The organism is Desulfogranum japonicum DSM 18378, assembly GCF_000429945.1.
Lineage (GTDB): Bacteria > Desulfobacterota > Desulfobulbia > Desulfobulbales > Desulfobulbaceae > Desulfogranum > Desulfogranum japonicum.
This window is the reverse complement of record NZ_AUCV01000004.1, coordinates 35,669-48,151: the sequence shown is the minus strand read 5'-3', so window position 1 is coordinate 48,151 and position 12,483 is coordinate 35,669. Positions and strand designations below refer to the sequence as shown.

Here is a 12,483-nt window from a genome sequence, read left to right as displayed (position 1 = left end):
TGTCACATACGTGTTGGTCACCAAGTGCAAGGATTTTATAGAGGAGAGTAGAATGCACACAATTCAGGGAGCAATTACGGCTATCGTCACTCCCATGCTGAATGGCAAAGTTGATGAGCAGGGAATGGTCAACCTGATTGAAGATCAGATTGATCAAGGTATACATGGGTTAGTCCCCTGCGGAACGACAGGAGAGTCCGCCACTCTGGATCTTTTAGAAGAACATAAGCGGGTTATCGAATTAACCGTGAAAACCGTCAACGGGCGTGTTCCTGTTATTGCCGGAACCGGTGCCAATAACACGCTGGAAGCAATTGAGCTGACCGAAGCCGCAAAGGCAAGTGGAGCCGATGCAGTGCTTTCTGTCGTGCCGTACTATAATAAACCCAGCCAGGAAGGATTGTATCAGCATTTTAAAGCAATCCTGGACAGTGTCGATATTCCTATGATCCTCTACAATGTCCCTGGGAGGACTGTTACCAATATGGCTCCGGAAACAGTTGCCAGGCTGGCAAAATTGCCCAATGTTATCGGCATTAAAGAGGCTTGTGGCTGCCTCAACCAGGTCAGCAGGGTTATTCAGCTGTGTCCGGATGATTTTATTGTGCTTTCCGGCGATGACTTTACTGCGATGCCCACGGTTCTCATCGGCGGCAAAGGGGTTATTTCAGTGGTTTCAAATATCCTCCCCGGAAAGACTGCAGCAATGATGGAAGCCGCGTTGCAGGGAGATCTGGCAAAGGCCAGAGAACTGCATTACGAGTTGTTTAATCTGATGGGTGCCATGTTCTGTTATCCTAGCCCTGCGCCTGCCAAAAGAGCATTGAAACTCATGGGGAAAATTCAATCGGATGAGGTTCGTTTGCCCATGACTCAGATGGATGAGAAAAGCGAGGGCATATTGCGCAGCTGTATGCAGGAACTGGGATTGATCTGAGAAGCAGTTATTGAGGAATAGTTATGATAAACGTAATAGTTGCCGGGGCAGGCGGGCGCATGGGACAAAGAATATGTGCCATGGTCCAGCAACATCCACAACTCCGTGTCAGTGCGGCTTTTGAACATCCGGACAGCGCGGCCATAGGTGAGGATGTCGGTGTCATCAGTGGCTTGGGCAACCTGGGAATTCCCATATCAGCCGGACTGGAAGCCGTGATTGACCAGGGGGATGTGATCATAGATTTTACCTTTCATAAAGCCACTATGCAGTTTGCCGAAATCGCGGCAAAACATAAAAGGGCCATGGTCATCGGTACCACAGGTCTTGGCGCTGAAGAAGTCGAACAGCTTCGACAGCTGGCAGATGCTTCCTTCCCCTGCGTACAGTCTCCCAATATGGCTGTGGGAGTCAATGTGCTGTTCAAGCTGGTTGAAAAGACCGCTGCAGTACTTGGAGATGCGTATGATGTTGAGATTGTCGAAGCTCACCATCGCATGAAAAAGGATGCTCCCTCTGGCACAGCACTCAAGCTTGGAGAAATGGCAGCCAAGGCACTTGGCCGCGATCTGCAGCAAGTGGGCGTTATGGAGAGAAATGGCATTATCGGGGAACGTACTGACCAGGAGATAGGTATTCAGACGATCCGTGCCGGTGATATTGTCGGCGAGCACACCGTCTATTTTGCCGGCGCTGGTGAACGCATTGAAATTAGTCATCGGGCCACCAACAGGGATAATTTTGCACGGGGAGCAGCCCTTGCCGCTGCATGGGTTACCCAGCAGAAAAATGGCATGTATACCATGTTCGATGTCCTTGATCTGGCTAATTTTTAATCCCCTCCGGTGTGCTGAAGACTTTTTTGGGTAGTGACTTCATCTTTGTTTTTGCATCAGGCCTATATAGGTATGGGATCCAACCTGGGTAACTGCCAGGAAGTCCTGTTGACTTCCTGGGCCTGGCTGGATGCTGTACCCGGAGTATCATGCAAGACGCTTTCTTCTCCCTATGCAACTGAACCGGTGGGAATGTTGACAGACCATTGGTTTGTCAATGCCGTGGGATATCTGACTACCCGGCTTAGTCCTGTTGAACTGCTGGAGACTCTGCATGTGCTTGAGCAGCGTGCAGGCAGGGTGCGATCTCCTGGCGTTTCTGGATATCAGGACCGTACGCTGGACCTGGACCTCTTGCTTTTTGACGAGCTGATCGTACAGACACCAGACTTGAGTGTTCCCCATCCCCAGATAACCAGGAGGCTTTTTGTGCTCAAACCACTGTCGGAGATATGCCCGGACAATCTCCTGCATCCGCTAACCGGACTGAGCATTCATCATCATCTGCGTGATTGCCTCCGGGATAATCCCAATTATCACATCAGGCAAATGCAGTGGATAACAGATTGAAGCTCCTTCTGCTGAAGGTGTTTTCTCCTTGTTCTCGTGCTTGTGCTTTGCTATAGAACAACTGGAATGAACAATGTAGCACCCCGGATGACACAAACTTTTAATCGTAGAGTGTGTGACGTGTTTTCTCAGCCTGAAAATCTTTTTTTTAGACTTTTATCCTGCCCTGGATATAATATTTTTATGCGGATAATAGAAATGACACCACAGCAAGGCAATCGGAGAAATAACATATGACTCCTTTACGCCTGCTTATTCTTGCGAGTCTTTTTTATATCGGCTTTCGTTTGCTTCGTTCTATGCTCAGGGATCAGGTGGAAAAGGAGTATAAAGAATCCGAAACCCATCAAGAGGAGACAAAGGTGCAGGATACACTGGTTGAAGATCCTGTGTGCCATACTCTTTTGCCAAAAAAACAGGCTATTCGGTTACGCCTGGATGGGAAAACCTATTATTTCTGCAGTGAAAAATGCTGCGATATTTTTACTGGAGCTTCAGAGGAGCAATCATGAAATTTTTTATCGATACCGCAAATATAGAAGAAATTAAAAAGGCAAACGAGCTGGGTATGGTGGATGGCGTAACCACAAACCCTTCTCTGGTTTCTAAAGAACAGCGTCCTTTTGTGGAAATTCTCAAGGATATCTGTGCCGAAGTGGATGGGCCGGTAAGTGCCGAAGTCGTCAGTCTGGATGCCCCAGGAATGGTTGCCGAGGCAAAAGAACTGGTCAAAGTTGCAGACAACATTGTTGTTAAAATTCCCATGATCGAGGAAGGACTCAAAGCTGTCAAGCAACTGGCTGCCCTGAATATCAAAACCAATGTGACCCTGATTTTTTCCTCTGTACAGGCGTTGCTGGCTGCCAAGGCCGGTGCAACCTATGTGAGTCCGTTTGTTGGACGCCTGGACGATATTTCCATTAACGGATTGGATCTGGTATCCGATATAATGACAATGTACAGGAATTTCGGCTACGCTACTGAGGTTATTGTTGCTTCAGTACGTTCACCAATGCATGTTGCCGAAGCTGCTCTGGTTGGCGCTGATATTGCCACCATTCCTTACAAGGTGATAGGGCAGTTGGCTAAACATCCACTTACCGATATCGGTATGAAACAGTTTCTCGCTGATTGGGAGAAACGCCAAAAATAGCTTTTGGAGTTACCATGGCAAAACGCCTTTTTTTATCTCTGATACTCTGCTTGACAGTTTCGGTAATATCAGCTAATGCTGCATCTATCTATAGCTATCAGGATAAAAACGGAGTAATTCATTATACTAACGTTCGTGTTGATGGCAGAACAAGGATGAAGGAAGGCGTTAAGAAAGTACGGTATAACAGTGCTGCCACTGATTATCGGCAGCGACTCAGTTCTTACGACAGCAAGGCATACGGGGCACGTTCCAGTGTGACCCTGAAAGCCTTGAATCGCTACATAGAAAGAGCTGCGCTCAGGCATAAGGTTGATCCTCACCTGATCAGAGCAATCATTAAGACAGAGTCAAACTTTAATCCCCGTGCGGTTTCTACCCGAGGTGCCTGTGGGCTCATGCAGCTCATGCCTGGCACTGCAAAGGATTTGAAAGTTTCTGATCCGTTTGATATCCGCCAGAATATCGATGGCGGTACCCGCTATCTCAAGCGCCTTTTACAGTCCTACAATGGTAATGTGAAGTTGAGTCTTGCCGCATATAATGCCGGACCAGGGCGGGTGAAACCGAATGGGGTTGTTCCCAAAATCCCGGAGACTCTGGCCTATGTGGATAAAGTCCTGAAATACTACAGGGCGTATCGAGGTGATCTGGCTCAACTGACGAGTGTAAATATCCGCCAGATGGTCACAGTTCATTGAAAAAGCCTGCATCGAAAATTTTAACCGTCCCCAACATCATAACAGGTATCCGTTTTCTTCTTTCCGGGTTACTTGCTATATTTCTCATTTTTGAACAAACAACTACTATAGCTCTTATAGCTTTTGTTATTTTTGTTATAGCCGCTGTCTCTGACTGGGTTGACGGCTATTATGCCAGACGCTACCAGGCTGTTACGGTTCTTGGTAAGTTGATGGATCCCCTGGCAGACAAGGTGCTGGTTACCACGGCCCTTGTTATGCTTATTCCCACGGGCAGACTGCCTGCCTGGGTCGCTTTGGTAATTCTCTGCCGGGAAATCGTTGTCACTGGCCTGCGCGGAGTGGCATCCAGCTCTGGTATTGTGGTTGCTGCCAGTGGCTTAGGGAAACTGAAATCCACCTTCCAATACATAGGGTTGGGGGCGTTGATTTTTCCGCTTGGTGTACTCCCCATACCTGCATTGTACCAGATCGGTCTGTTTGTTGTGTATATTGCCCTGATTCTTACAGTCTGGTCCGGCCTTGATTACTTTTACAAACTCCGCAGGGTATTTCTCGAAGATTAAGTTTTCCTTGATCTCAAATATTACTGTTTTGCATTTGAATCCGTGAGAGATTCCAGGCGATTGCCTAAGGATCTCTCACGGACCATGATTGCCGGGGTTGTGAGTTATTTGAAATAATCCCTTGCACTCTACTGGTCATTTTGCAAGTTCAACACGTCACAGTATCATTAATATCCCCATTCCTATCAGAAAAACATAGACGATACGCAAGTATGCTTTCCGGGGAATTTTTCCAGAAAGCATTGAGCCAAGTGCCGTACCGGTAAGTACGAATGGCACGGTAGTGATGAAATAGAGAAGAGTCTGACTGGTGGTGGCACCTGTCAGGACATGGGCAATTGTGGTTACAATGGAGTTGACGGCAAAAAAGCCGGTAAGCGTGGCCTTAATTTCTTCCTTGGTCCATGATGTCAGAGTTGTGTAAATGATAGCAGGTGGGCCACCGGTACTGAGAAGGGCTGTGATGGTACCGGCAAAGAAACCAGCAATATATCCCCAGGTTGAAGAAGGGTTGAGAGGTTTTATTCGGGCAAACAAGGCATAACTGCTGTAACTGATGAGCACAAGGCCTATGAACATCCGTAAAACAGATGGATTAACTAACTGAAAAGAGAGAGCACCAAGTGCAACGCCTGGCAGGGAGCCGATGATGAGTGGTAAAATTTTCTTGTGGTCAAGATATGTTCGCAGCGCATATGCAAGATAACAGGTGATCATGATCCCGTTTAAAAGGCAGAGGGGAACTGCCTGTTTTACATCAATGACCATACAGAGCAGTGGAATGGCTACCAGCCCTGCACCAAAACCAGTAACCCCCTGCACAAGGCCAGCGAGTAGAAAAATGCAGCAGAGAAGAATAAAAAGCAACATGCAGATAGTTACGATGAGATTGGATAAGGGAGACCCCCTATCGTATACGTGTAGATAATAGGTGTACTCCACTGAGAAGGCAAGAAAAGAGTATGTATTTGGCAGAAAGACTTCCTTCAATTATTCTCAAACCATCACCTGAATGAATCAGGTGACGAATTCTCCTTGACATAGAAAACACCTTTCTGTAAATAGGGGGATACATTTTTGCCGGAGTGGTGAAACTGGTAGACGCACTGGACTCAAAATCCAGCGGGGGCAACCTCGTGTCGGTTCGACTCCGACCTCCGGCACCAGTTGATTCAACCCCAAAAGCCTTGTTTTCAATAGGCTTTTGGGGTTTTTCTTTTTGTGCTGGCAGCTGTCTGCTTTTTGCTCTATTTTGTTAGCGGGTGTTATGTTTTTCAGATTGTCTACACCCCATTTTACACCCCAAAATTTTGGGTGTCTAAAAAGAGCATGAGAGGGACAAGCAATGGCATGGATCAATAAGATTCAAAGGAAAAAGAAAGGCATTGGCTACCAGGCTGTAATTCGAAAAGCCGGTCTTGTGCGTAAAAAAACTTTCACCCGTAAACCTGATGCTGAGAGATGGGCGGCCGAGCAGGAAGAAATCCTGGAAATGAAAGCCAACCATGACCCACGTCTTGCCAAGAAAGTCACTCTGGAAGAAGCGTTTGACAAGTATTTTCAAATGATGGAAGTTCCAGGGAGTCCGTATTTCAATAAGCCCAATACCAGGGATCGGAAAAAATTCGCCCGCATCAACATTGAAAGCAGTTTTGGCAAGAATACTTCCCTTGCCGACATAACACCTGACAGGGTAGCTGAATACCGGGATAAAAGACTTGGGGTGGATAAACGCGGGGCCTCAACTGTTCGCAACGAGCTGTCACTGCTTTCCACCATGATGACAGTGGCCAGAATTGAATGGCGTTTGCCTGTGGACAACCCCATGGATGATGTGAGGAGACCTGAGCCGCCGGCAAACAGGGAAATTTCGCTTACCGAGGAACAGGCTGTACATGTTTTGAAAGAGTGCAGAAACTCGGGGAATAAGAAATTATATGCCTTTGTACTGCTCTTGATGCATACCGGCGCCAGGGCCAGTGAGGCTGCAGGAAGAAAAATAAGTGACGTTGACCTGGTCGACATGACCACTGTGATCCGGGAAACCAAGTCAGGCAAGCCAAGAACAGTGCCGATCACTAAAGCTGTGAAAAAAGCTCTGGAAGAGATCGAGGCCTCCGAATATTTTTTTCTGACAGATTCGCACCTCAAGAACGAACGGATCCGTAACAGGCCGGCAATCATATTCAGGGATGCCTGGGACCAAGCCCTGAAAAGAGTGAAAAAAGAGGATCCATCCTTCCCGCATATTACCATTCACGATCTTCGGCACACAGCTGGAACCCATTTACTTGAACAGGGAGCTGATCTGCGCACAGTGGCAGATATCCTGGGGCATGCAGATATTAGAATGACCAGCCGGTATACTCATCCATCAGAAGAGCAGAAACGGCTGGCCATTGAAAGAATAGAGCATCTGGGAATGGAGTCCTTGGAATGAACTCACAAATTATTTGCCTTGATTTGGCGGGTTGTATTTATTTTTTACTCGACGATCTTCTATACTGTTGATCAACTGGTATATGCGATCGTTCAGGTCTTCGATACGGGTGACCAGTGTATTGTAGCGATCATCAATCACTGCCTGTCTGGTGGCCATGGTGCTCACTCTGAGATCCAGCCTTTTAAGTTCAGCCTCCCAGGTTGAGTGCTTGAGTTCTGCGGATTCGATGTGAGTATAGGTATAGATGTAGCTCCCCGAGAGCACCATCATACCCAGCAGGGAGGCACCGGTGGCCAGGTTTTTGAAGGTGAGCAGGGAGCCTATATGTTGATTGTTCCTGGCTATGGCTGCTTTTATGTCGTCCAATTCACGGCTCTGGTTTTTTCGCCGTTCAACTTCCACGCCATGCATTGCGCAGGTTCCATCTTCGGTCACTGAACATTTGTCTATTTTCATTCCGGCCATGGGATCCTCCTGGTGGTTACTCTTTCGCAACATCGCCCCCGCTCACAGCATTGATCGCCTGAGCCGCCTGGTCTGCAGACAAGGTAACGCCTTTTACTTTTAACCAGGTCCTCAGCGCAGCATATCCCAGGGCCGTGATTAACAGCCAGGGCACGGACTGCCCACTATATTGGGCCTGGTCCAGCTTGTCGCCAACCTGCAGGGCTACGTCAGCCACCTCCTTAGCCCCGTTGCTGATTGTCGCCACCTGGTCTGGTGTTAAGTCAATGCCGAGTTGCTGCAAGACGGCCTGTAAAAAGTAGGGGCCCGCAGCTAGTGCGACCACCCAAAACTCTGAAGTTTTCAGCGATTTTGTAATGTTAGTCATGCGGTAAAGTCCTCAATGGTTGCAGGGGGGCCCCTTCTGGTTTGGTAGAAAGTATGGTCCTGGGCTGTCCGATAAAGGTTAAAATCGGGATCTCGTGCATTCCAATAAATCCTGCCCCGGGTTGCCAGAGTTCAAAAGTCAGCGACCTGATACTGATTTTTCGCAATATGCCGTCAATATAGGCGTCGCTGGTTGGGATCCGGCACCAGGTCGAGTCAATCCCCAGGCGTTGGTTTGCCAGTACCCAGCGCAGGGCGCTAAGTCGTGACAAATAATTTTTCAATGACAGGGCCAGGAAGAACACCAGGGCCGCAACAAAAACGCTGCAAAGCGCCTCGGCATTAATCCCACCGCTTGCCATGTTGTAAAGGGCTGATAAAATGTCCATTTTTTCTGTTTTCCTTTAGTTGTTTGTGGTGGTAGTTTCGTGTTTCTCTTCTTTGTATTCGTATGAGTCGTCAACGGGTGAGCCCTTGCCGAACGTCACCTTGTTATTTTCACCCTCCACTATTTGGGTAGTGCGTGTGCCTGCGCCGTCAATCAAGCGGTCGACTATAAAACCGTCCACGCCCTTTTTTACGACATCGCCGCCCACGTCCAGGCCTTTAATTGATACGTCGTACTTGTCTTTGCCGTAGTAAATAGCCTGGATAGCCTTGTCGGCGTCGTTATCCACTTTATCAATGGCCAACAAGCCAGCCGCCTGTTTCCAGGCCCCTGTGTCCGCTGGCTCGCCTTCGTAGACCGCTGTTTTTTCCATAATGGCGTCGATCTTCTTTTCTGCCACCTCGCGGGCTGCGATAATAGCCTGGCGCACAGACTCGTTGTATTCCGTCACCTTGTCGCCTATGGCGTGGGTGGTAGTGACGGTCTGGGTCTTTTCGCCCTCTTCGTTGTAGAAATCTGTCGTTGTGGTCCCGGTTTTGACAGGATCAAGTATTGAGCACGCTGGCAAAGTCAAAAGGGCCAGGGCGCCAACAAGTAAAAGTCTTCTCATTTTCATACCTCCTGTTCTGAATAGGTTAGGCTGGGCGCCTCGCCTTTAATTTCTCCGCCCTGGGCAAAGGCCTTGCTGTTGACAGCTACAGCTTGCCCGGGCAGCCTTGCGGATCCGCCGCCGTATGTTTCCACGGTGCTGGTGCCGTCGCTATTATGCGCGGTCACCGTGACTATTATCATGGGCTCGCCATCAATTAGCCGTTTGAATTGCCGCCATACATTAGTTGCCATGATATCTTTCCATGTTTACGGACTGCTCAACGCGCAGCCCTCTTGATCGTTTCACGGATATTCTGCAGCCGGTCACCTGGGCCTTGTAGGTGTCGCCGTCTTCTGAGAGTTCCACCATTGTGCCGGGATCCAATAAGCCAGGCAGATCCGGCGAAACGGTCAGCGGTAACAGCATGGTCTGCTTTGACCACTTGCCGGATTTTCCCAGCTCAACAATGCCGCGCTGGTAAGCTGGCTCGGTGGAAGTAATCAGGGCGTCGGTAACCATGGGGGCGCAGATATCGCCAGCCGTACCGGTTCGATAGACCTTGACCACCACGCCCTGGTTTTGCCCGGAAACAAACACCGCGTTGCACTGTTGGCTCTGGCTCCATTCATGGGATAACTGGCGGATAATGGAATCGGTCAACGCTATATTTGCTGTGGCGCTGTCCCAGGTCCATGGCTTGACCGCGTAGCGTGGGTTCGCGTAAAGCGTTTTTGTTAGCCGATCCGACTGCAGCACGCCGCCAGGTGTTTCAACTATTCGTTTGATCGCCTGCAGGGGAGACTGGTCCACATAACTGTAGGCACCACCAGGCACCAGCCAGTCGTCCAGGTTCCAGGTAATGGTCCAGCCGGTATTTACCAGCTCTGCCTCGCATAATTGCACGGCTGTCGCTGGGGATCCTTCAACATAGGATCTGGTCGGCGCATAGGGTGCGGCCAGCTCCGCCGACTGTGACCTGCCGGTAATAGTGTATGACCTGGTGCCGAATGCCCTGGACTCTCGCCACGATTCGATCCAGAATACCCATTCATAGCCATTCACATAGGCGCGGACAGCCACAGGGTTAGAGGTGCCCGTGCAGAGTTCCAGGGCCTCACGGCTGTGCAGCTCGCCAGTAAACGACCAGCACCACGAATCTATTTCTGTGGTTATTTCCATGCCCTTGATATCTATGGGCGCATTGTCGGAAACTCTGGTTAATAGTGCGTTATTCATAATCAGATAAACCTTTCTAACTGGCGTATACTGGGTTGAAATATCAATGCGCTGATAGTCGTAGCGGTCGCGGAATCCGGACGGCTCCCGGTGCCTGCAGCGTAAATCGTAGGTCAGTGAATCGAAATGCACCCGGATAAGCAGGCGGTCGTCAACCTCTTCTATTGGGGTGTCCAGGTGAAAGTCGAGGGCCAGACCTGCCGGTGGCTCGTAATCCCGGGTACAAATTTCGTCATAATATTTTTTACCCCACAAGGTCCGGTGGTGTTCGTCGTTGGGGTTGCCTTTGCCCCAGGGCGCCACGATATCCAGCGAGTCTTCCCTGGCGCTGTCGTCCCAGGTAACTGGCAGGTGGTCCGAATCTTTTGCCAGTGGGTTAGCCCAGGGGCTCGCCTGGTCTTCGTCTATGTGTCTTTCAAGGTCGCCGTGGGGCGCGTCCACTTTCAACTCTTGTGTAGCTGGCGATCCCCAGGGCGCTTGTAGTGCATTTTCATTCCTGGACAATCTCGACCAGGCGGCACGGGTTAATCCGGTCAGGCGTTTGACTTCCGACCAGGGGGCCCGTATGTCGTTTTCAATTGTTCCGGCATCGCCAAAAAGGGATTGCACCCATAGTTGCAGGGATCCGGCATCTTTCCATCTGGCCGTAAAATGTTCCTCTTTTGCTGGCGCATCGGTCCATAGTACCTGGGTGCCCAGGCGCATGACTGGCAGACCGTCCTCTATGTTGCCGCCTGGATCCTCTGGTATGGATCCGCCCGCCTCGGTTTTCGCCAGGTCAAAGTCTATGTGGTGCCCTGGGGGCGGCGTGTAACTTTCCAGGTCTATGGCTATGGCGTCACCTGCAGGCGGCGTATACGCCAGGTAAGTCACCTCTGCCTCGCCCAGGTCAATGGCCAGGGATCCCGCCGCCTGGTCTATGGGGTCAAGGTCAAAGATTATATTATCCCCTGCAGGGGCTCGGTAATTGGGCCGCATTATTCCGGATAGGCAGTCATAATCACATGGTCAAAGCACTTGCCATTGTAGGCGCCTGATTCGTCTTGACCTAAAACCAGCACAGGGCCAAAGGCAGGCAGGCCAGCCATGGAAAAGGATCCGTCTGCAGCCGTCACCGTTGCCGCCAGTATTTGCAAGGTTTGCCGGTCAGCTACTACCACGCGGCGAAATTCCCTGGCCGTGCCCTCAATGGTCAAGATTCCTTCAACCTTGTACCTGGTGGGCGGTGTATAGGTGCCGCAGATTTTGAAATCTGGAAAAATCATGGTTTATGGCCGGAAATTTTGCCCGAGGTCGATAAACACGCAACATGGGCGGCTGCTTCCAGCCCCATAAAATTTGATTGTCATGTACGTTGTGCCGTCCAGTGCCACCTCGGTCAATGAATCCTCAACATTGGCGGCATTGTGCGATGGGTGATAACAGCCTGGCAATTGACCGCGAAAGGTGTACCCCACGCCGTTGTTTATCAGGGTGGGGTTAAGGTATACCTGGCCATTGAACGGATAGGGTAAAAGCTGATACCCAACACTACCACCTCCAAAGGCGTAATAAGCCAGGGCTGGCTGTATAACTGTGAAATTTATAGCCCCTGGGTCGCCTGCCATGTTTCGCTGTATATGGTGGCCGGTTGCCGTTGCCACGTTGAAAGTCGAGAATGCACCGAGAAAAGTCTGACCGGATCCCGAGCCTTGCCCTATAATGGCGAACGTGTAGGCGTCTGAAGAGTCTGCCGGGATAACGTCGCCACAAAACATCGCTTTGGCAGCGAATGACCCCGCCGGGATCTCTGCTAAATCCTCATCTTGATACCACGCGAAAAAATAGAAACTCTTGTCGTCTGCAATAATTACCCATGGATAGGCGTAGGTATTGGTTGCGTAGTCTGATACCTGTATATAGCTATATTCCGACGCCGTTAACGGCATTCGTTCTGTGCCGGTGTTGATATCGGTCATAGCCTCAAAGGCCTCAAAAGCCATGGACCTGCCGCTATAACGCATAGCGCTAAGGTCATGGGTCACGCGCAGGAAAGCGCCCGAGCCAGCATTGCGAAAAACCGCCACACCGTTTGCCAGGTCCTCGAATGGCATAGACCAGCCTGCAGCCGGTTTGCCTCCGTATCCAGTGACCAGGCACGCCTGCAGGGTTGCAAGGCCGCCAGCTATACCGCCAGTGAGTCGTGGCGCACCGGTATCGGTCCATTTGTATACTGTGGGTGCTCCCATTG

Annotated in this window: 17 protein-coding genes and 1 tRNA gene; 9 read left to right on the top strand and 9 right to left on the bottom strand. The window is 50.0% G+C overall.

The annotated features are described in order from the left end of the window. The first annotated feature begins 52 nt into the window (after window positions 1-52). The 7 genes from dapA to pgsA all read left to right on the top strand — a co-directional run bounded on the left by dapA (window position 53) and on the right by pgsA (window position 4,763). On the top strand, window positions 53-937 hold the full coding sequence (gene dapA / locus G493_RS0104720; RefSeq protein WP_028579455.1) for a 4-hydroxy-tetrahydrodipicolinate synthase: 885 nt from the start codon (window positions 53-55) through the stop codon (window positions 935-937). Between the two features lie 23 nt (window positions 938-960). Next, window positions 961-1,773, top strand: a complete 813-nt coding sequence (gene dapB, locus G493_RS0104715; protein ID WP_028579454.1) for a 4-hydroxy-tetrahydrodipicolinate reductase — start codon at window positions 961-963, stop codon at window positions 1,771-1,773. Window positions 1,774-1,806: 33 nt separating this feature from the next. After that, window positions 1,807-2,343 carry a 2-amino-4-hydroxy-6-hydroxymethyldihydropteridine diphosphokinase gene (gene folK, locus G493_RS0104710; RefSeq protein ID WP_153306430.1) on the top strand — a complete coding sequence of 179 codons (537 nt, stop codon included), beginning with the start codon at window positions 1,807-1,809 and terminating at the stop codon, window positions 2,341-2,343. Window positions 2,344-2,576: 233 nt separating this feature from the next. Continuing rightward, window positions 2,577-2,855 (top strand): YHS domain-containing protein, encoded by a 279-nt coding sequence (locus G493_RS27810; RefSeq protein WP_035273646.1) that lies wholly within the window; start codon window positions 2,577-2,579, stop codon window positions 2,853-2,855. Further along, on the top strand, window positions 2,852-3,496 hold the full coding sequence (fsa, locus tag G493_RS0104700) for a fructose-6-phosphate aldolase (protein WP_028579452.1): 645 nt from the start codon (window positions 2,852-2,854) through the stop codon (window positions 3,494-3,496). The genes G493_RS27810 and fsa overlap by 4 nt, the downstream gene beginning before the upstream one ends. A gap of 14 nt (window positions 3,497-3,510) precedes the next feature. After that, window positions 3,511-4,197: a lytic transglycosylase domain-containing protein gene (locus tag G493_RS27805; RefSeq protein ID WP_051309012.1), complete on the top strand. Its 687-nt coding sequence runs from the start codon at window positions 3,511-3,513 to the stop codon at window positions 4,195-4,197. After that, window positions 4,194-4,763: a CDP-diacylglycerol--glycerol-3-phosphate 3-phosphatidyltransferase gene (pgsA, locus tag G493_RS0104690; protein ID WP_028579451.1), complete on the top strand. Its 570-nt coding sequence runs from the start codon at window positions 4,194-4,196 to the stop codon at window positions 4,761-4,763. The genes G493_RS27805 and pgsA overlap by 4 nt, the downstream gene beginning before the upstream one ends. 156 nt (window positions 4,764-4,919) lie before the next feature. Here the strand turns inward: pgsA and G493_RS0104685 are convergent, their stop codons facing one another. After that, on the bottom strand, window positions 4,920-5,753 hold the full coding sequence (locus tag G493_RS0104685; RefSeq protein WP_232363713.1) for a sulfite exporter TauE/SafE family protein: 834 nt from the start codon (window positions 5,751-5,753) through the stop codon (window positions 4,920-4,922). Window positions 5,754-5,842: 89 nt separating this feature from the next. Between G493_RS0104685 and G493_RS0104680 the strand changes: the two genes are divergently transcribed. Together G493_RS0104680 and G493_RS0104675 are read left to right on the top strand one after the other, a co-directional pair. Then, window positions 5,843-5,929, top strand: a tRNA-Leu gene (locus G493_RS0104680). Window positions 5,930-6,108: 179 nt separating this feature from the next. Further along, entirely contained in the window at window positions 6,109-7,203 is a 1,095-nt protein-coding gene (locus G493_RS0104675) for a tyrosine-type recombinase/integrase (RefSeq protein ID WP_028579449.1), read from the top strand. 9 nt (window positions 7,204-7,212) lie between these two features. Here the strand turns inward: G493_RS0104675 and G493_RS0104670 are convergent, their stop codons facing one another. Genes G493_RS0104670 through G493_RS31800 form a run of 8 tightly spaced genes read right to left on the bottom strand, consistent with a single transcriptional unit; the run spans window position 7,213 to window position 12,481 of the window. Further along, on the bottom strand, window positions 7,213-7,671 hold the full coding sequence (locus tag G493_RS0104670; protein ID WP_028579448.1) for a hypothetical protein: 459 nt from the start codon (window positions 7,669-7,671) through the stop codon (window positions 7,213-7,215). Between the two features lie 16 nt (window positions 7,672-7,687). Further along, the gene (locus G493_RS0104665) at window positions 7,688-8,038 is read right to left on the bottom strand and encodes a hypothetical protein (protein WP_028579447.1); all 351 of its coding nucleotides are present in this window, start codon (window positions 8,036-8,038) and stop codon (window positions 7,688-7,690) included. Next, window positions 8,031-8,426, bottom strand: coding sequence for a hypothetical protein (locus tag G493_RS0104660; RefSeq protein ID WP_028579446.1), 396 nt, complete (start codon window positions 8,424-8,426; stop codon window positions 8,031-8,033). Before G493_RS0104660 ends, G493_RS0104665 begins: the two co-directional genes overlap by 8 nt. A 15-nt stretch (window positions 8,427-8,441) precedes the next feature. Then, window positions 8,442-9,035, bottom strand: a complete 594-nt coding sequence (locus tag G493_RS0104655; RefSeq protein ID WP_035273644.1) for a hypothetical protein — start codon at window positions 9,033-9,035, stop codon at window positions 8,442-8,444. 2 nt (window positions 9,036-9,037) lie between these two features. Continuing rightward, the gene (locus G493_RS0104650) at window positions 9,038-9,268 is read right to left on the bottom strand and encodes a hypothetical protein (protein WP_028579444.1); all 231 of its coding nucleotides are present in this window, start codon (window positions 9,266-9,268) and stop codon (window positions 9,038-9,040) included. Further along, window positions 9,258-11,231 (bottom strand): hypothetical protein, encoded by a 1,974-nt coding sequence (locus G493_RS31805; RefSeq protein WP_051309011.1) that lies wholly within the window; start codon window positions 11,229-11,231, stop codon window positions 9,258-9,260. The genes G493_RS0104650 and G493_RS31805 overlap by 11 nt, the downstream gene beginning before the upstream one ends. Then, on the bottom strand, window positions 11,231-11,518 hold the full coding sequence (locus G493_RS0104640) for a hypothetical protein (RefSeq protein ID WP_028579443.1): 288 nt from the start codon (window positions 11,516-11,518) through the stop codon (window positions 11,231-11,233). Before G493_RS0104640 ends, G493_RS31805 begins: the two co-directional genes overlap by 1 nt. A 3-nt stretch (window positions 11,519-11,521) precedes the next feature. Beyond that, window positions 11,522-12,481, bottom strand: coding sequence for a hypothetical protein (locus G493_RS31800; protein WP_028579442.1), 960 nt, complete (start codon window positions 12,479-12,481; stop codon window positions 11,522-11,524). Window positions 12,482-12,483: the final 2 nt, after the last annotated feature.

What these genes read in the sequence shown, in the direction of transcription:
- dapA (WP_028579455.1), top strand. Translation starts at nt 53, where the DNA reads ATGCACACAATTCAGGGAGCAATTACGGCTATCGTCACTCCCATGCTG.
- dapB (WP_028579454.1), top strand. Translation starts at nt 961, where the DNA reads ATGATAAACGTAATAGTTGCCGGGGCAGGCGGGCGCATGGGACAAAGA.
- G493_RS27810 (WP_035273646.1), top strand. Translation starts at nt 2,577, where the DNA reads ATGACTCCTTTACGCCTGCTTATTCTTGCGAGTCTTTTTTATATCGGC.
- fsa (WP_028579452.1), top strand. Translation starts at nt 2,852, where the DNA reads ATGAAATTTTTTATCGATACCGCAAATATAGAAGAAATTAAAAAGGCA.
- G493_RS27805 (WP_051309012.1), top strand. Translation starts at nt 3,511, where the DNA reads ATGGCAAAACGCCTTTTTTTATCTCTGATACTCTGCTTGACAGTTTCG.
- G493_RS0104675 (WP_028579449.1), top strand. Translation starts at nt 6,109, where the DNA reads ATGGCATGGATCAATAAGATTCAAAGGAAAAAGAAAGGCATTGGCTAC.
- G493_RS0104670 (WP_028579448.1), bottom strand. Translation starts at nt 7,671, where the DNA reads ATGGCCGGAATGAAAATAGACAAATGTTCAGTGACCGAAGATGGAACC.
- G493_RS0104665 (WP_028579447.1), bottom strand. Translation starts at nt 8,038, where the DNA reads ATGACTAACATTACAAAATCGCTGAAAACTTCAGAGTTTTGGGTGGTC.
- G493_RS0104660 (WP_028579446.1), bottom strand. Translation starts at nt 8,426, where the DNA reads ATGGACATTTTATCAGCCCTTTACAACATGGCAAGCGGTGGGATTAAT.
- G493_RS0104655 (WP_035273644.1), bottom strand. Translation starts at nt 9,035, where the DNA reads ATGAGAAGACTTTTACTTGTTGGCGCCCTGGCCCTTTTGACTTTGCCA.
- G493_RS0104650 (WP_028579444.1), bottom strand. Translation starts at nt 9,268, where the DNA reads ATGGCAACTAATGTATGGCGGCAATTCAAACGGCTAATTGATGGCGAG.
- G493_RS31805 (WP_051309011.1), bottom strand. Translation starts at nt 11,231, where the DNA reads ATGCGGCCCAATTACCGAGCCCCTGCAGGGGATAATATAATCTTTGAC.
- G493_RS0104640 (WP_028579443.1), bottom strand. Translation starts at nt 11,518, where the DNA reads ATGATTTTTCCAGATTTCAAAATCTGCGGCACCTATACACCGCCCACC.
- G493_RS31800 (WP_028579442.1), bottom strand. Translation starts at nt 12,481, where the DNA reads ATGGGAGCACCCACAGTATACAAATGGACCGATACCGGTGCGCCACGA.